Annotated in this window: 17 protein-coding genes, 1 tRNA gene and 1 riboswitch; of the genes, 5 read left to right on the top strand and 13 right to left on the bottom strand. The window is 61.4% G+C overall.

Annotated elements, in window-relative coordinates:
• The first annotated feature begins 38 nt into the window (after positions 1-38).
• Positions 39-449 (top strand): tellurite resistance TerB family protein, encoded by a 411-nt coding sequence (locus FKV68_RS03035; protein WP_180940071.1) that lies wholly within the window; start codon positions 39-41, stop codon positions 447-449.
• A gap of 44 nt (positions 450-493) precedes the next feature.
• Positions 494-1,306, top strand: coding sequence for a sterol desaturase family protein (locus FKV68_RS03030; RefSeq protein WP_180940070.1), 813 nt, complete (start codon positions 494-496; stop codon positions 1,304-1,306).
• A 27-nt stretch (positions 1,307-1,333) separates the two neighbouring features.
• Here FKV68_RS03030 and FKV68_RS03025 read toward each other — a convergent pair whose 3' ends face one another.
• The 3 genes from FKV68_RS03025 to FKV68_RS03015 form a co-directional block, all read right to left on the bottom strand.
• A complete protein-coding gene (locus tag FKV68_RS03025; RefSeq protein WP_180940069.1) occupies positions 1,334-2,185 on the bottom strand; it encodes a transporter substrate-binding domain-containing protein in 852 nt (283 codons plus the stop codon).
• 149 nt (positions 2,186-2,334) lie between these two features.
• Positions 2,335-2,409: transfer RNA gene (locus tag FKV68_RS03020), tRNA-Gly, on the bottom strand.
• 95 nt (positions 2,410-2,504) lie between these two features.
• A complete protein-coding gene (locus tag FKV68_RS03015; RefSeq protein ID WP_180940068.1) occupies positions 2,505-3,602 on the bottom strand; it encodes a 2'-deoxycytidine 5'-triphosphate deaminase in 1,098 nt (365 codons plus the stop codon).
• 74 nt (positions 3,603-3,676) lie between these two features.
• A riboswitch (SAM riboswitch) is annotated at positions 3,677-3,755 on the top strand.
• A gap of 44 nt (positions 3,756-3,799) precedes the next feature.
• On the opposite strand from FKV68_RS03015, the gene FKV68_RS03010 reads away from it, so the two are divergent.
• On the top strand, positions 3,800-4,984 hold the full coding sequence (locus tag FKV68_RS03010) for an O-succinylhomoserine sulfhydrylase (RefSeq protein WP_180940067.1): 1,185 nt from the start codon (positions 3,800-3,802) through the stop codon (positions 4,982-4,984).
• A 110-nt stretch (positions 4,985-5,094) separates the two neighbouring features.
• Here the strand turns inward: FKV68_RS03010 and FKV68_RS03005 are convergent, their stop codons facing one another.
• Entirely contained in the window at positions 5,095-5,709 is a 615-nt protein-coding gene (locus FKV68_RS03005) for a CDP-alcohol phosphatidyltransferase family protein (RefSeq protein WP_180940066.1), read from the bottom strand.
• A gap of 110 nt (positions 5,710-5,819) precedes the next feature.
• On the opposite strand from FKV68_RS03005, the gene apaG reads away from it, so the two are divergent.
• Entirely contained in the window at positions 5,820-6,212 is a 393-nt protein-coding gene (apaG, locus tag FKV68_RS03000; protein WP_180940065.1) for a Co2+/Mg2+ efflux protein ApaG, read from the top strand.
• Positions 6,213-6,458: 246 nt separating this feature from the next.
• Here the strand turns inward: apaG and FKV68_RS02995 are convergent, their stop codons facing one another.
• The 3 genes from FKV68_RS02995 to FKV68_RS02985 form a co-directional block, all read right to left on the bottom strand.
• A complete protein-coding gene (locus tag FKV68_RS02995; protein ID WP_180940064.1) occupies positions 6,459-7,454 on the bottom strand; it encodes an Hsp33 family molecular chaperone in 996 nt (331 codons plus the stop codon).
• 271 nt (positions 7,455-7,725) lie between these two features.
• Positions 7,726-8,643: an ornithine carbamoyltransferase gene (argF, locus tag FKV68_RS02990; RefSeq protein WP_180940063.1), complete on the bottom strand. Its 918-nt coding sequence runs from the start codon at positions 8,641-8,643 to the stop codon at positions 7,726-7,728.
• A 33-nt stretch (positions 8,644-8,676) separates the two neighbouring features.
• Positions 8,677-9,876: an aspartate aminotransferase family protein gene (locus tag FKV68_RS02985; RefSeq protein ID WP_180940062.1), complete on the bottom strand. Its 1,200-nt coding sequence runs from the start codon at positions 9,874-9,876 to the stop codon at positions 8,677-8,679.
• A gap of 416 nt (positions 9,877-10,292) precedes the next feature.
• Here FKV68_RS02985 and FKV68_RS02980 point away from each other — a divergent pair, with 416 nt between their 5' ends.
• Positions 10,293-10,811, top strand: coding sequence for a GcrA family cell cycle regulator (locus tag FKV68_RS02980; RefSeq protein ID WP_180940061.1), 519 nt, complete (start codon positions 10,293-10,295; stop codon positions 10,809-10,811).
• A gap of 78 nt (positions 10,812-10,889) precedes the next feature.
• On the opposite strand, the gene phoB is transcribed toward FKV68_RS02980, so the two are convergent.
• From phoB to FKV68_RS02950, 6 genes are all read right to left on the bottom strand, one after another.
• The gene (gene phoB / locus FKV68_RS02975) at positions 10,890-11,573 is read right to left on the bottom strand and encodes a phosphate regulon transcriptional regulator PhoB (RefSeq protein ID WP_034797168.1); all 684 of its coding nucleotides are present in this window, start codon (positions 11,571-11,573) and stop codon (positions 10,890-10,892) included.
• A gap of 184 nt (positions 11,574-11,757) precedes the next feature.
• Complete coding sequence (gene phoU, locus FKV68_RS02970) at positions 11,758-12,471, bottom strand: phosphate signaling complex protein PhoU (protein WP_180940060.1); 714 nt, start codon at positions 12,469-12,471, stop codon at positions 11,758-11,760.
• A gap of 145 nt (positions 12,472-12,616) precedes the next feature.
• Complete coding sequence (gene pstB, locus FKV68_RS02965; RefSeq protein ID WP_180940059.1) at positions 12,617-13,432, bottom strand: phosphate ABC transporter ATP-binding protein PstB; 816 nt, start codon at positions 13,430-13,432, stop codon at positions 12,617-12,619.
• A 13-nt stretch (positions 13,433-13,445) separates the two neighbouring features.
• A complete protein-coding gene (gene pstA, locus FKV68_RS02960) occupies positions 13,446-14,768 on the bottom strand; it encodes a phosphate ABC transporter permease PstA (protein WP_180940058.1) in 1,323 nt (440 codons plus the stop codon).
• Positions 14,765-16,249, bottom strand: coding sequence for a phosphate ABC transporter permease subunit PstC (gene pstC, locus FKV68_RS02955; protein WP_180940057.1), 1,485 nt, complete (start codon positions 16,247-16,249; stop codon positions 14,765-14,767). The genes pstA and pstC overlap by 4 nt, the downstream gene beginning before the upstream one ends.
• A 97-nt stretch (positions 16,250-16,346) precedes the next feature.
• Entirely contained in the window at positions 16,347-17,381 is a 1,035-nt protein-coding gene (locus tag FKV68_RS02950) for a substrate-binding domain-containing protein (RefSeq protein ID WP_180940056.1), read from the bottom strand.
• Between the last annotated feature and the right edge of the window lie 45 nt (positions 17,382-17,426).

The following is a 17,426-nucleotide window of genomic DNA, read 5'->3' as shown; positions in this document are numbered from 1 at the left end:
AAATTCCTAACTGCCCTCCGTCAGAGGAGACCGGACAAATGCCTACAAGCCTCAGCCAGCACGAAGCCTTCATCTATGTCATGGTGATGATGTCCGCTGTCGATCGGCACATGACCGACGACGAATTTGCCCGCATCGGCGAGCTCGTAAAGTTTCTGCCCGCCTTCGAGGGTTTCGATGAGAACCGGCTGATCGACATTGGTCGCGAGTGCTCGGCCCAGCTCGCCGCGCCGGAGGGCCTCGACATCGTCCTTGAAATGATCCGCGAAGCGCTGCCGCAACGGCTTTATGACACCGCGTATGCGCTCGCCGTGGAGCTTGCTGCTGCTGATCAGCGTATTCGCAACGAGGAGATCCGGCTCCTGCAATTGCTGCGCGACCGGCTGGGCCTCGACAAACTGACCTGCGCGGGCATCGAACGCGGCGCGATCGCACGCTTCCGGAAGTAAGTTCTCTTACGGAATCGCCGGGCGCGTCAACAAGGTCTGAACGAATGCTGTTTTACGGTGTTGCGGAACCGCTCTGGCGCCTCATCGCCTTCGGGACTGCCTTCGCCCTCCTCGCGCTTCTCGAACTCTCTCATCCGCGTCTGGAGCGACCGGAGCTCATGAAAGCGTTGAAGGCCCGTCGTTGGGCGACGAACCTTTCGATCCTCCTTCTCTCTTCGCTGTTCCTGCGCATCGTCTTTCCGGCCGCAGCCACGGGCGTTGCGCTCTGGGCCGACGCACGCGGATACGGGGCACTGCCCGCATTGGGCGTCCCAGCGCTGCTTTCCGGCCTCATCGCCTTCGTCGCACTGGACTTTGCCGTCTGGTTGGAGCACGTCATCTCCCACAAGCTGCCGATCCTCTGGCGCATCCATCGCGTCCACCATGCCGATCCTGGCGTCGACCTGACGACCGCGCTCCGCTTCCACCCCTTAGAGATTCTGCTGTCGATGGTGTGGAAGGCGGCGATCATTGTCGCGCTTGGCGCCCCCGGGCTGTCCGTGCTGCTCTTCGAAATCGTGCTCAACGCCGGCGCCATGTTCAACCACGCCAATCTGCGGCTGCGGCCCAAGATCGAGCGGCGGCTGCGGCGCTTCATCGTCACGCCGGACATGCACCGCATCCACCACTCCGTCGAGAGGGTCGAGACGGATTCCAACTACGGCTTCAACCTTTCCATCTGGGACCGGCTGTTCTCCACCTATGTGGCACAATCGGCAAGCGGCGACGATGCTATCGAGACGGGCCTCAAGGCTTATGGGCGTGAGGCGCCGACCAAACTCGTCTGGTCGCTGATGCTGCCCTTCCGGCGTGGATAGCGTGAGCCGGACACGGCTCGACTTCGGTCAATAGATACCGTTTGGGAAATAGCGAAGATAGATCTCGTCGAGCCTGCCGCTGCGCGACAGCGCCAGCAAGGCGTGATCGATCGCCTGGGTCAATGCCGGCTCGGCCTTGCGGTTCATGATCGTCAAACCTTCCCCCAGAAAATGCTGCGAGAAATAGGCCCCATCGAGCAAGGCACAACATCCTCCAGCGACGCTCGCCGAAACCCAGAAAGAGAGTTGCATGCCATCAGAGAAGACGGCCGCAACCGAGCCCTGTCGCAAAGCTGAGAGCATTGCATCCCGGTCTGGAAAGGTCTTGGGCTCGACCTTCGGAAAAAAGGCTTTGAGCATGGCCTCGTGGGTGGTGCCGGACAGGACGCCCACGGGCTTGCCTTCGAGCCCAGCCACGTTTGCCACCGGATCTTCGGCCTTCGTGTTGACAGCGAAACGAGCCGGCATCTGCATGAAGGCCCTGGAGAAGGCAAAACGCTGGCGCAGCTCGGGGCGAACCGCAATGCCCGCGACGACGGCCTCGCCCTGGCCTTGTTCGAGCGCCGGGATCAGTTCGGCGTAGGTCACCGCCTGAATCTGGCATTTGTCCTCGATCTCAAGCTCGCGGCAGATTTCGCGCGCGAGGTCGACATGGAAACCCGAAAGCTTGCCCGATTGGTCGATGAAATTGAACGGAGGAAAATCGACCGTCGTCAAAAAGCGAAGCCGTGCAAGTCCGGTCAGGTCCGGTCGGGCGATGCGTTCGCGGGCGTCGAAAAGGAGGGGCAGATCCCGCGGTTGCGCAAGCGCCGGTTCGGCGATGAGGAAGGCGCAGAGCGCGAGGATCCCGCAAATACGTAGACTGAGAGCACGCGTCATTACGATCCGATACTTGGAGCCGCGGCCAACACGCGGATTCGGTTTGGTTTTCCAAAGATTATCGAGATGTTGCCCGACTGGCTACAGGAACCTCAACGAGACGAGCCTCCTCGGAATTTCCATCATATCGTTGGAAGGCACAGGAAAAGTGGAGCGGGTGATCGGGATCGAACCGACGACATCAAGCTTGGGAAGCTGGCGTTCTACCACTGAACTACACCCGCGACAGAAGCGGAAATTTCATCAACGGCCGCGATCTGTCAAGCGTCTACAGCGTATTGCGTCCCATGAAACGCACAAAAGGTCACTGCAACTGGGCTTACTCGGCACGAAAATGCTTGGAAAGCTTCAGGCCTTGCGCCTGATAGTTCGAGCCAAGATCGAGTCCGTAGAGCCCCTCCGGCCGCTCCATCATGTGCTCGTAGACCAGGCGGCCGACGATCTGGCCGTGCTCCAGGATGAACGGCACTTCGTGGCTGCGGACCTCCAGCACCGCCCGGCTGCCGCTGCCCCCGGCCGACGCGTGCCCGAAGCCCGGATCAAAAAAGCCGGCATAGTGAACGCGGAACTCGCCAACCAGAGGATCGAAGGGCGTCATTTCGGCCGCGTAGAGCGGCGGAACATGCACCGCCTCGCGCGAGACGAGGATATAGAACTCGTCCGGATCGAGGATCAGATCATCGCGGCCCCGGCTGTAAAGCGGCTCCCAGAAGTCGAAGACCGGGTGCTCCGCCTTCTTGTCGACATCGACCACCGAGGTGTGGTGCTTTCCGCGGTAACCGATCAGGCCGTCCGGACCGGTGCCCTTGAGGTCGATCGAGAGCGCAATGCCGCCGCCGGTGACGTTGGGCCGCTCGCTGGCGACGAGGACATCGCTTTCGTGCAGCGCCAGCAGTTCCTGTTCCGAGAGAACGGAATGGCCGACGCGGAAGCGGATCTGCGACAGGCGCGAGCCGCGCCTGACGACGATCGGAAAAGTGCGCGGGCTGATTTCCAGATAGAGCGGGCCACTGTAGCCGGCGGGGATCTTGTCGAACTCCTGCGCCCTGTCGGTGATGACGCGCGTGAATATATCGAGGCGGCCGGTCGAGCTCTTCGGATTGGCGGAGGCCGACATGTTTTCCGGCAGTGCCAGGCTCTCCATCAGCGGCACGACGTAGACGCAGCCGGTCTCCAGCACCGCGCCATCGGTGAGATCAATGACATGCAGTTTCAGGCGATCGAGCTTGTCGGCGACAAGATGCGCGGGCCCGGGCATGAAGCTCGCCCGGACGCGAAACGCCTTGGCACCGAGGCGCAGATCGAGGCTCGCCGGCTGGATCTGGTTCTCATCCAGCGGTCTCTCGCTTTTCAAGCGCCCCGTGGCAAACAGCGCGGCAATTGCGCGGTCGGCCAAAATCCCTGTCTCGCGAGCCATACCGATCCCCATTCCAGTTGCCAGACAAAACCAAACTCCGGGAATTGACGCAAGCACGGCCAGGCAGTATTGGAGCTTTATCCCGTGGTGATTTGGCCGGTCGGCTTGCAGCCACGTTAAACAAGTAGCTAAAATGGCCGGGTGTCAAACCGGCCCGTTTTCGCGGCCGGTTTTTTTGTTTTGAAAGTGATTGTCGCATGAGCAAGACCTGGCGCCCGGCAACCCAACTCGTCCACGGTGGTACCCTCCGTTCGCAATATGGCGAAACCTCCGAAGCGATCTTTCTGACACAGGGTTTCGTCTATGAAACGTCCGAAGCGGCGGAAGCCCGCTTCAAGGGCGAGACCGACGGCTTCATCTATGCACGCTACGGCAGTCCGACCAACGACATGTTCGAGAAGCGCATGTGCATGCTCGAAGGGGCCGAAGACGCCCGAGCCACCGCCTCCGGCATGGCGGCCGTTGCCTCGGCGATCCTCTGCCAGGTTAAGGCGGGCGATCACATCGTCGCCGCCCGCGCGCTTTTCGGTTCGTGCCGCTGGGTCGTGGAGACCCTTGCGCCGAAATACGGTGTCGAATGCACGCTCGTCGACGGCCGCGATCTCGCAAACTGGGAGAAGGCGGTTCGCCCGAACACCAAGGTCTTCTTCCTGGAGAGCCCGACCAATCCGACGCTCGAAGTGATCGACATCGCAGGCGTCGCCAAGCTCGCCGATCAGATCGGCGCCAAGCTGGTCGTCGACAATGTGTTCGCAACCCCCCTCTTCCAGAAGCCGCTCGAACTCGGCGCCCATGTCGTCGTCTACTCCGCCACCAAGCACATCGACGGCCAGGGCCGCTGCCTCGGTGGCGTCGTGCTTTCCAGCAAGGAATGGATCGACGAAAACCTCCACGATTATTTCCGCCATACAGGCCCGGCCATGTCGCCGTTCAACGCCTGGACATTGCTCAAGGGTGTCGAGACGCTTCCTTTGCGCGTGAAGCAGCAGACAGAAAGCGCCGGCCGGATCGCCGACTTCCTCGCCGAGCAGCCGCAGGTCGGCCGCGTCATCTATCCCGGCCGCGAGGACCATCCGCAGGCGGATATCATCGCCAAGCAGATGAGTGGTGGCTCGACGCTGGTGGCGTTCGAACTGAAGGGCGGCAAGGAGGCGGCGTTCGCGCTTCAGAACGCATTGGAAATCGTCCGGATCTCCAACAATCTCGGCGATTCCAAGAGCCTGATCACCCATCCGGCGACGACAACGCACAAGAACCTGACGGAGGAAGCGCGTGCCGAGCTCGGCATTTCCGCCGGCACCGTGCGCTTCTCCGCCGGCATCGAGGACAGCGAGGATCTTGTCGAGGATTTCGCCCGCGCGTTGAAGAGCGTGAAGGCCTGATCGAACCGCTGCTTCTAGCGGAAACTACGCAATTCCGGACGGAAAACCGCTACACACTTTTCCTGGAATTGCTCTAGCTGATGCCGCCCGTGGATACGCGGGCGGTTTCTTTATTGCTGCTCAAGGAAGCTGAGGCGGGCAAGAACGATCCGCGATATGGCTGTGTAGAGGCAGACGACCGCGAACACTGCCGCAAGAGGCGGGAACCACCCGGGAAACAGGCAGAAGGCGAGGAAAACTACGATGGTCTCGGTCCCCTCGGCGAGCCCGGTCGTGAAATAGAGCGACTTTGCTCCGCGCACGCTGGTCGTCATCGCACGCTTTTCGGCCATGATCGCATAGGCGAGAAAGCTCGATCCGTTGACATAAAAGGAGAAAAGCAGAAAGGCGCCGGCAAGGCCGTTTGCAGCTGGATCAGAAATGATGAAGGCGAGCGGGATTGCGCCATAGAAGGCGAAGTCGAGGACGATATCGAGAAACCCGCCGAAATCCGTGCCGCGGCTGGCGCGCGCCACGGCTCCGTCGAGACCGTCGCACAGCCGGCTGAGCAGGATCATGCCCGCGCCGGCGAGAAAGAGCCGATATGCGATGAGGCCGGCAGCCGCCAGTCCGAGGCCAAGACCGAAAATCGTGACGGTGTCAGCCTTTACGCCGCGCCTGACAAGAGCGACGCCCAGCCGGTCAAGAAGCGGATCAAGCCGCCTGCGCACCGCACCATCGAGCATGGATCTCGGCTCCGTCTAATTTGAATGGGACTCATGCAATCTTGCTGTTATTCTTGCCGAAACCATATTGCAGTAGAATAGCTGAATAGATTTGGCATAGGGTGTTGCACATGTATCGTGCCCTGACTCGCGATATCGAAGTCACGGTGGAACCGTACTATCTGGAAGAACAGTCGGATCCGGACGATAGCCGCTATGTCTGGGGCTATCGCATCGTCATATCGAACCATTCCGGCATCACGGTTCGCCTGATGACCCGTTACTGGCACATCACCGACGAAAACGGCCAGGTGGACGAAGTGAGTGGTCCCGGCGTGATCGGCGAGCAGCCTCTGCTCAACCCCGGCGACACCTACGAATATTCCTCCGGCTGCCCGCTGGATACACCCTCGGGCGTCATGTTCGGCCACTACAGCATGGAAGCCGAGGACGGCGAGACCTTCAATGTCGCTATCCCCGCCTTCTCGCTCGATTCGCCCGGGCTGGTCCGCACCCTGAACTGAGGGTGCGGCCCTGCAGCGCCGCGCGCCTTTATCGGACGCGCCAAGGCCGCTGCAGCACTCTGAATTGCTGCATGTCTTTGTCCTTAAGTTTAGCGCAACGGCCCGAAAATCGGAATCGATTTTCGGAAAGCACGATGCGTAGATTCAAAGACTTACAGCGCCGTGCGTCCTGAGGACGCACGGCGCTGTAAGTCGATTTAAGGAGACGTGCAGCAGCATCGATCAGGAAGCATCAGTCGAGCCGCCTCACTGGGGGCGCACTTCGCTCGCCTCAAAACGATAGGTGGTGGAGCAGAACTCGCACGTCACCTTGATCACCCCGTCCTCGATGCTGTTCTCGATATCTTCGCGGTCGAGCCCGGCCAATACGCCCCGGATCTTCTCGCGCGAACAGCTGCAGCGATCGTAGACCGCTTGCGGCTGGTAGACACGAACCCCGCGCTCGTGGAACAGCCGGTAGAGCAGCCTTTCCGTTCCGACGGTCGGATCGGTCAGTTCGTCGGTGTCGATCGTCTCGACCATCACCTTGGCTTCCGACCAGAGATCATCCTCCGTGAAGAGCTCGAGAGCTTCGCCTTCCTCGCCATCGCCGCCCGGAAGGTCTGGCTGGCGCATGCGTTCCGGGGCATCCGGCAGGAACTGGGCAACCATGCCACCAGCGCGCCAGCGGTGCCGAGGCTTTCCGTTCTCGTCGCGATCGAGAAGCTCGGCGACACCAAGGCGCACCTTGGTCGGGATCTGCTCCGACTGGCGGAAATAAGCGCCGGCGATTTCCTCGAGCGTTGCACCGTCGAGTTCGACAATACCCTGGTAGCGCTGCATGTGAGCGCCCTGGTCGATGGTGAAGGCAAGAACCCCCTTGCCGAGGAGTTCATGGGGCTCTGTGCGTCCATCCTGCTCGGCTGTGGCCAGGGCTTCCTGGCTGTAGCGAGCATAGGCGCGGACCCGATCCGGGGTCGAAAAGTCCGCGACCACGAGATCGACTGGGCCATCGCCCTGCGTCTGAACGATCAGCTTGCCCTCGAACTTCAGCGACGTGCCGAGCAGTACCGTCAGCACCACTGTCTCTGCAACCAGACGCGCCACCGGCAGCGGATAATTATGCCGCTCCAGAATGGCATCGAGCATCGGCCCGAGCTGCACGGCGCGCCCGCGCACATCGAGCCCCTCAACGTGGAAAGGCACGACATGGTCGTCACCGGCAAAATCGAATTCGCCAAGCCCCCGTGCTGTTTCTGTCATATCTTGCTCCTTGCATCGCAGGCGAAAGCTGCGTGGGGACATCGATATCCCCGGCGCAGCCTGCCCGCCATCTCATTTGATCTTGTCGCGATCGAATTTGTCCAGAAGGCATGTGCATTCCGGCGGTGCGCAGCACGCGCCCGCAATGCACAATGGCTGATGGCGGCCACCACCCGGCAACAGAACCGAAGCCGCCCGCTTGCCGCCTAAATTGTGTTTCAGCTCGGTAAATTCAATAGCAGTCTCGGTTTCCAGGATCGCTGCTGCTTCCTCAGACGATACCCATGCACCAGGCAAGGATCGATTTCTGTGCGTGCAGCCGATTTTCCGCCTCGTCGAAAACGACCGATTGCGGGCCGTCAATGACCTCGTCCGTCACCTCTTCCCCGCGGTGCGCCGGCAGGCAGTGCATGAACAGCGCGTCCGGGTGAGCGTGCTTCATCAGGGCCTCGTTGACCTGATAAGGCTGGAAAACATTGTGGCCGCGCGCACGGTGCTCCTGGTTCATCGATACCCAGGTGTCGGTGACGACGCAATGGGCGCCGGCAACGGCCTGCTCCGGCTCATGGCAAAGCAGGACATCGCCGCCATTGTTGCGCGCCCAGTTGAGGAATTTGTCCTGCGGCTCGGAACCGAGCGGCACCGCCATGTTCATGCGATATCCGAAACGCGCGGAGCCTTCGATCAGCGAATGAAGGACGTTGTTGCCGTCGCCGGTCCAGGCGATCGTCTTGCCCTTGACCGGTCCGCGGTGCTCCTCGAACGTCAAGATGTCGGCCATGATCTGACAGGGATGCGTATCGTCGGTCAGGCCGTTGATGACCGGCACCGTCGCGTGTTCGGCGAGCTCCAGCAGCCGCCGATGGTCGGTCGTGCGGATCATGATCGCGTCCACATAGCGCGAAAGCACCTTGGCGGTGTCGCCGATCGTCTCGGCCCGGCCGAGCTGCATTTCAGTTCCGGAGAGGAACAAGGTCTCGCCGCCGAGCTGGCGCATGCCGACGTCAAAGGAGACACGCGTGCGGGTGGAGGGCTTCTCGAAAATCATCGCGAGCATCTTGCCGGCGAGCGGGCGTTCAGCGGTGCCGTCCTTGGTCGCCGTCTTGCGAACGCGTGCGTCGTCGATGATGGTCCTCAAGTCGCCAGCCGCCATCGCCGAGATGTCGAGAAAATGTCTGGTACCTGTCATGCTCAAGAATTCCTGTCGTAAAAGTCCGGCCGATCAGGCCGCGGCGTTGCCGTTGTTGCTCCTGACCGCTTCAGCGGCGCGCTCGATCCTTGCGAGCCCTTCTCGGGCCTCGGCCGCGGTGGTGATCAACGGCGGCAGCAGGCGCAGCACGTTTTCGCCGGCCGGAACCGCAAGCAGCTTCTCGGCACGGATCGCTTTCAACAGGTCGGCCGAGGGCACTTTTGCCTTGATGCCGAGCAACAGCCCGTCGCCGCGGATTTCCTCGATCACGTCCGGGAAACGGTCCTTGAGCGACGCGAGCCCCTGCCGGAAGACAAGCGCCACTTCGCGCACCTGCTCCAGGAAGCCGTCGGCGAGAACGATGTCGAGAACCGCGTTTCCGACCGCCATTGCCAGCGGATTGCCGCCATAAGTCGAACCGTGCGTGCCCGTGACCATGCCGGCTGCCGCCTCTTCGGTCGCCAGGCAGGCGCCCAGCGGAAAGCCGCCGCCGATGCCCTTGGCGACCGCCATGATATCCGGGCGGATGCCGGCCCATTCATAGGCGAAGAGCTTGCCGGTCCGGCCAATGCCGGTCTGAACCTCGTCGAGGATCAGAAGCAGGCCGAATTCGTCGCAAAGCGCACGCAGCTCCTGCAGAAACTCCTTGCTGGCCGGGCGGATACCGCCCTCGCCCTGGATCGGCTCGATCAAGATCGCCGCCGTCTCGTCGTTGATCGCATCCTTGACCGCGGCAATGTCGCCGAAAGGAACCTGGTAGAAGCCTGGTGCCTTTGGTCCGAACCCCTCGATGTACTTCTGTTGGCCACCGGCCGCGATCGTCGCGATCGTGCGGCCGTGGAAGGCGCCTTCAAAGGTGATGACGTGAAATTTCTCCGGATTCCCCTTGGCGAAATGATAGCGGCGCGCAGTCTTGATGGCGCATTCCAGTGCTTCCGCACCCGAATTTGTGAAAAACACGCGGTCGGCGAAGGTCACCGCCGTCAGCCGGCGCGCCAGGCTTTCCTGGCCCGGAATTTCATAGAGGTTGGAAAGATGCCAGACCTTGTCCGCCTGCGCCTTCAGCGCCTCGACGAGGTGTGGGTGGGCATGGCCAAGCGAATTCACGGCAACGCCGGCGGCAAAATCGAGATAGCGCGAGCCGTCCTCGGCAATGAGCCAGGCGCCCTCGCCTCGCTCGAAACGCAACGGCGCGCGCATATAGGTGTCGTAGAGCGGCGTTGTTGCGGCCATGGCGAACTTCTCCTTGCGTCCTGTTGGCATCGGTATCGGGCGATCGCGTCCGATAAAAATCAAAAATGCCGCCTTTCGGCGGCGCAGGCACTATTCCCATTTCGCACCGCAATGTCAACAAAACCAAGGCTTGCCGCGAGCTTGAACGCGCGGATTCCGACGCGCGAAAAAACATGCCGCGGGGGCTTGCAAAAATGCAACGGCCAGCCAGCAAGTTGGGGAAAACTCCGAAATCGATTCGGCGCGATTCCCGCGACTCTTGCCACGGAGTCACCCTGCCAGTAGGTTAATATTCAATTACTAGACGCATGCGGCGGACCTAGTCACCAAAAGAGTTATCGCGTTGCAGCTCCGGAGTTTTTCCGGAGCTTGGTGATGGATTCTGCCATCCAACGCCGAGAACGGGGAGTGCAGAAATGAACTGGACTGACGAGCGGGTGGAGAAACTGAAGAAGCTGTGGTCCGAGGGCCTGAGCGCCAGCCAGATCGCGGCTCAACTGGGCGGCGTCAGCCGTAACGCCGTGATCGGCAAAGTTCACCGGCTGAGCCTGCCGGGCCGGGCCAAGGCGGGCGGCGCGACCACTGCCGCACGCCCGAAGCGCACCACGTCCGCCCCCCGGGCGCCGAACTATGCCGCGCGCGTCGCCACCCGCACCGTCACCCGCACCGCCGGCGCTACCGTCCTCAAGGAAGAGATCGAAGTCGATCTCGTCGCCGATCAGACCCTCGAACTCGCACCGAACGTCGTCGTCCCGATGTCCCGGCGCCTCGGCCTGACGGAGCTCACGGAGCGCACCTGCAAGTGGCCGATCGGCGACCCCCTGAAGGAGGAGTTCCATTTCTGCGGCAACGACTCGCCGGAATCGTCGCCCTATTGCAGCTATCACACGCGGCTCGCCTATCAGCCTTCCGCCGAGCGCCGCCGTATGCGCTGACCGGCCTCAAGCGAACGCAATTGAAAAAGGGGCGGTGACGCCCCTTTTTTTGATGCCTGCCGAGGAGGCCGCCGGCTTTCAGCTTTCAAGCGAATAGCCGGCACCGCGCACGGTGCGAATGACATCGGGCATGTTCGAGAAATTCAGCGCCTTGCGCAGACGGCCGACATGCACATCCACGGTGCGCTCGTCGACATAGATATCATGTCCCCAAACGCCGTCGAGAAGCTGCGAACGGGAGAAAACGCGCCCCGGCGAGGACATCAGGAACTCCAGCAGCCGGAACTCCGTCGGTCCGAGCCGGACTTCGCGGCTACGCCTGTGGACGCGGTGCGTCTCGCGATCGAGCTCGATGTCGCCGCAACGCAACAGCGTCGAAAGCACCTCGGGCTTGGCACGCCTGAGCATTGCCTTCACCCTCGCCATCAGTTCCGGCGTCGAAAACGGCTTGACGACATAGTCGTCCGCGCCGGTAGCGAGACCACGAACCCGCTCGCTTTCCTCGCCACGCGCGGTCAGCATGATGATCGGCAGACGCTCCGTTTCCGGCCTCTGCCGCAGCCGGCGGCAGAGTTCGATGCCGGAGACCCCGGGCAGCATCCAGTCGAGGATCAGGAGATCGGGCAACCGCTCCTGAAGCCGGATTTCAGCCTCGTCTCCACGCAAGATCGTATCGACGTCGAAACCTTCGGCCTCGAGATTGTAGCGTAGGAGAACGCTCAGCGCCTCCTCGTCCTCGACAACGGCTATCTTCGGCAACATTCGGTCATGCTCCTTCCCACGCGCGGGTGCCATCACGCCACCGCGACACTCTGTGGCCGCGAAAAATCGCGACCGGGACAAGATCAACGCATGCACCAGGGCATGCGGCTATCGGGCGCTCTAGCACTTTGATTTCCAGAGCATCTTATCCGCTTTCAACGATTCCTTTTGAAAGCGGGATGCTCTAGTCCGTCACTGAGCCCAGCGTCGACGTATTATCGTCCTTCGGCCGTTCGCCCTGCGGCTGGGCGCCCGTCGCCATGTAATAGATCGTTTCGGCAATGTTGGTCGCGTGGTCGCCGATACGCTCGATGTTCTTGGCGCAGAACAGAAGATGCGTGCACGGCGTGATGTTGCGCGGATCTTCCATCATATAGGTCAGCAGTTCGCGGAAAAGCGACGTATAGATCGCGTCGATCTCCTCGTCGCGCTCGCGGATGCTGTTCGCCTTTTCCGGCGAGCGAGAAGCGTAGACGTCGAGCACCTCCTTGAGCTGGACCAGGGCCAGCTCCGCCAGATGCTCCAGGCCCCGCGCAAGCTTGCGGGGGATGCCGGATCCGGCGACCGCGATCACGCGCTTGGCAGTGTTCTTGCCGAGATCGCCCACGCGTTCCAAATCGGCGGCGATACGGATCGACCCCATGATCTCGCGAAGATCCGAGGCCATTGGCTGACGCTTGGCGATGGTGACGATCGCCTTGTCACCGATCTGGCGCTCGGCATCGTCCAGCATCGCGTCGTCGGAAATCACCTTCTGCGCCAACGCCAGGTCGGAATTCACCAGCGCCCGGACGGAATCGGCCACCATCTGCTCGGCAAGGCCTCCCATTTCCGAGACGCGGCGCGTCAGATATTTGAGCTCGTCGTCAAAAGCCGACGTGATGTGTGTAGATGACATGTTTCGTTCCTCGAACTCGCAAACCGGTTGACCAGATCACTTCCTTGTTTCGTTGAAACATTGAAATGATCTAACTCTTTGAACTTACACAATTCCGGACGGAAAACCGTTTCACACTCTCCCTGGAATTGCTCTGTCGCCTGGCTTAGCCAAACCGACCCATAATGTAGTCCTGCGTGCGCTGGTCATCCGGATTGGTAAACATCTTGTCGGTATCGTTCTCCTCGACGAGATTGCCGAGGTGGAACATGGCGGTGCGCTGCGAGACGCGCGCGGCCTGCTGCATCGAGTGGGTCACGATGACGATCGTGAAGTTGGCGCGCAGCTCGTGAATGAGTTCCTCCACCTTGGCGGTGGCGATCGGATCGAGCGCAGAACAGGGCTCATCCATCAGGATTACTTCGGGGCTGACAGCTACGGCGCGCGCAATGCAGAGACGCTGCTGCTGGCCGCCGGAAAGGCCGGTACCCGGCTCGTGCAGCCGATCCTTGACCTCATTGAAAAGACCGGCCTTCTGCAGGCTGGTTTCGACGACCTCGTCGAACTCCGCCTTGGTACGGGCGAGGCCATGAATACGAGGACCATAGGCGACGTTCTCGTAGATCGACTTCGGGAACGGGTTCGGCTTCTGGAACACCATGCCGACACGGGCCCGCAGTTCCACGACGTCGATCGACGGGTCGTAGACGTCGTCCTCGTCGAGCGTGATCTTGCCGGTCACGCGGCAGTTCTCGATCGTGTCGTTCATGCGGTTCAAGGTGCGCAGAAACGTCGACTTGCCGCAGCCCGACGGACCGATCAAGGCTGTCACGGTGTTTTCACGGATATTGAGGTTGACGTCGAAGAGCGCGCGCTTCTCGCCGTAATAGACCGACACATCCTTGCCGATCATCTTGTAGGGCACAGTATTCATTTTCAGATCCAGAGCTTTTTCCACTGCAGCTTCCGACATCATGTTCATAGTCCTTACCCCACTACCAGCGGCGCTCAAAGCGACGCCGCAAGAGAATTGCGCCCAGGTTCATGAAGACGAGGAAGATCAGGAGAATGATGATCGCTCCCGAGGTCCGCTCCACGAAGGCGCGTTCCGGCTCGTTCGCCCACATGTAGATCTGCACCGGCAGTGCCGTGGAGGGTTCCAGCGGCGACCCCGGAAAATCGACGACGAAGGCCACCATGCCGATCAGGAGCAGCGGCGCGGTTTCGCCGAGTGCGTGCGCAAGGCCGATAATCGTGCCGGTCAGAATGCCCGGCATGGCAAGCGGCAAAACATGGTGGAAGATCGTCTGCATCCTCGACGCGCCGAGACCGAGTGCCGCCGAACGGATCGACGGCGGCACGGCCTTGAGCGCCGCGCGCGTGGCGATGATAATCGTCGGCAGCGTCATCAGCGTCAGCACGAAGCCGCCCACGAGGGCCGCCGAACGCGGCATGCCGGCGAAGTTGATGAAGACAGCAAGGCCGAGAAGACCGTAAACGATCGACGGTACGGCCGCGAGATTGTTGATGTTGACTTCAATCAGATCAGTGAGCCGGTTCTTCGGCGCGAACTCCTCGAGATAGATCGAGGCGGCGACACCGATCGGCAGCGCCAGCACCAGCACGATCAGCATCATGTAAAGCGATCCGACGAGCGCGACGCCCACGCCCGCCGCTTCCGGGCGGCTCGACGCGCCGAAGGTGAAGATGCCGGTGTTGAAGCTCTTCTTGAGCACGCCGGCATCGGCAAGCTGGTTCATCCAGGCGACCTGCTGGTCCTTGACCCTGCGCCTGCCCTCGTCCACCGAAAGGTCGATCTGCCCCTTGAAAGCGGAGTCGATATTCGCCTCGGCGAGCATTGTGACCGGTACGGTCTGGCCGATCAACGATGGATCGGCAACGACCATGTTACGCAGCTGCATGCGCGCGCTGGGCGAAATCATATCCGTCGCCTGCTTGAGCAGCGGCCGCTTCGTCGGATCAAGGCCGAGCTGCTTAACCAGAGCATTGCGGACGAGCACCGGATAGTTTGCGGTCATCAAAGTTTTGGGATCTGTGGCGCGTTCGTTCTTCGGATCGATCACCTTCTCGGTGAACTCGATCGGCAGCGTGATCGTCGTCTGCAGGAAGGCGGTGTAACCGTTGGAGACCACCGTCGAGATGAGGATCGCCAGAAACAAGAGGCCAAGGGTGATGGCCGTGATGCCGTAGGCGCGAAAGCGCCGCTCTGCCGCATAACGGCGCTTGATGCCAATATCGCGGCGGGTTTCGGCAGGACGGGTGGAGACCTTTACCGTGGGGGAGGCAAGCTCGGTCATTCGTACTGTTCCCGATATTTGCGCACGATGTAGAGCGCGTAGATGTTGAGGCAGAGCGTGATGACGAACAGCGTGATGCCGAGCGCAAAGGCGACCAGCGTCTGCGGCGACGTGAACTCCAGGTCGCCCGTCAACTGATGGACGATCTTGACCGTAACCGTCGTCATCGGCTCGAAGGGGCTCAATTGCATGCGCGCCGCGACACCGGCGGCAAGCACGACGATCATGGTTTCACCGACCGCGCGCGAGGCCGTCAGCAACAACGCGCCGACGATGCCGGGCAGTGCGGCCGGCAGGATGACCCTCTTAACCGTCTCCGAACGCGTGGCACCAAGGCCAAGGGAGCCATCGCGCAGCGCCCGCGGCACCTGGGTGATGATGTCGTCGGACAACGAGGACACGAACGGAATGAGCATGATGCCCATGACGATCCCGGCCGTGATGACGCTCTGCGCCTGAATGAAATTCTGGTAGTTGCCGGTGATGAGACCGCTCAATTGCGCCGAAATATCGCGCAGGAACGGGCCAACCGTCACGAGCGCAAAGAAGCCGTAGACGATCGTCGGGATGCCGGCGAGCACCTCGAGCAGCGGCTTCGCCGTCGAACGCAGCCGCGGGCTTGCGTATTCAGCCATGTATATGGCCGCAAAGAGCCCGATGGGCACCGCGAACAGCATCGCGACGAAGGCGATATAGAGCGTGCCGCCGAGAAGCGGCAGGAGACCGAACTGGCCCGATGTGCCGCTGCTGCCGGCTGCCGCGAAGCGGGGGTCCCAAACCGTGCCGAAGAAGAACTCGACAGGCGATACCATGGTGAAGAAGCGCGCCGCTTCCGACAGCATCGACGTGACGATACCGATCGTCGTGAGGATGGCGATCGACGAGGCTACAATCAGCGAAGCGAGCATGACGCGCTCCACCTGGTTGCGGGCGCGAAAACGGGCACTGATGTTGCGGATCGCGTAGATGCAGCCCGCAACGGCGACGAGCAGCACGACAGCGCTCATCAGCCAGCGACTCGTCGTTCGCATTTCATTGAACTGCTGGGCGGCCTTGATCATGTACGGCTCGCCTTCGCCGGCAAGAGCCACGCCCTTGGCGGCGAGCGTTTCGCGCAGGTTGGCGGAGCCGCTTTCAAGCGCGGCGGTTTCGTCCGCGTTCAAGCGGGCGAGACCAACGGCGACAGACTTGACCTGGCCGAGCGCAAGCTGCGTCGTCGCTTCACCCTGGCTCAGTACGGACTCGGGAAGCGACGAGCGAACGCTGGAATCGATGTACAGCGGCGATGCGATCAGCCAGGCGGCGAGCACAAGCGCCGCCGGGAGCATCGCCCATATCGCAACATAGCTGCCGTGATAGCCGGGCAAGGAGTGCAGATTTGCGAGTTTACCGCCCGACTGCGCAAGCGAACGCGCGCGACCGGCGAAATAGGCAATGAAACCAATCAAAACAATGATCAAAAGAAGGAGCGAAGTACTCATCGGCACGTCTCCCCGGCAACGACCGTCGCGGCCACCGGCAAATCGAATGAACGCAAACCCGGGCGCAACGCAAGGCCGCGCCCGGGCATGTCTTTAATTAGAGCAGGTTACCAGCTTCGAAAGCCTTGCGGATTTCTTCACGCTCGGCATCCGGAGCAGTGACCAGGCCGTATTCAGCGAGCGGGCTGTCAGGGCCGATCATCTGATCGTCAATGAAGAACTCGACATATTCCTTGAGGCCCGGAACGACGCCCAGATGCGCTTTCTTGACGTAGAAGAACAGCGGGCGGGAAACCGGGTATTCGCCCGAAGCGATCGTTTCGGTCGAAGGAACGATGCCGTTGACGGTCGCAACCTTCAGCTTGTCGGCATTGTTTTCGTAGAACGAAAGGCCAAATACGCCAATGCCGGCCTTGTTGGAAGCGATGCGGGCGAGCGTTTCGGTGTAGTCGCCATCGATGTCGACAGCCATGCCGTCCTTACGCACAGCGATGCACTTGGCGACTTGTTCCTTGGCATCGCTGACGGCAGCCTTGATGACGTCCTGCGCGCCCGATTCCTTGCAGCCTTCAGTGAGGATCTTCTCTTCGAAGACTTCGCGCGTGCCGTGCTTCTGGCCCGGGATGAAGGCGGCGATTTCGGCTTCCGGAAGCGAGGCGTCGATTTCCGACCACTTCTTGTAGGGGTTGGCGACGAGCTTGCCGTCGACGACGACTTCAGCGGCCAGAGCCTTGTAGAGGTGCTCCGGCTTCAGGGCGAGGTCGGCGTTGCCGGCATCGGTTGCGAAGACGATGCCGTCATAGCCGATCTTGACTTCCTGGATTTCGGTTACGCCGGCTGCCTTGCAGGCCTCGACTTCGCTGTCCTTGATCTTGCGCGAGGAGTTGGCGATATCGATCGTGTCTTCGCCGACGCCCTTGCAGAATTCCTTCAGGCCTGCGCCAGAGCCGCCGGATTCGACGACCGGAGTCTTGAAGTCCGGGAAGGCTTCGCCGAAGCTTTCGGCGACGATCTTTGCGTAGGGAAGAACGGTCGAGGAGCCGGCGACCTGGATCTGGTCGCGAGCTGCTGCGACGCCCGCGAAGGCGGCGGATGCGACCAGCGCCGCTACAGTGAGTTTAAGAGCTTTCATTGATGTTCTCCCGGAATGGGCTTGTGGTTGGTGCGCTAAGGATCC

Source organism: Sinorhizobium mexicanum, from assembly GCF_013488225.1.
In the GTDB taxonomy this organism is placed as follows: Bacteria; Pseudomonadota; Alphaproteobacteria; order Rhizobiales; family Rhizobiaceae; genus Sinorhizobium; species Sinorhizobium mexicanum.
This window is presented reverse-complemented; position numbering and strand designations above follow the sequence as displayed.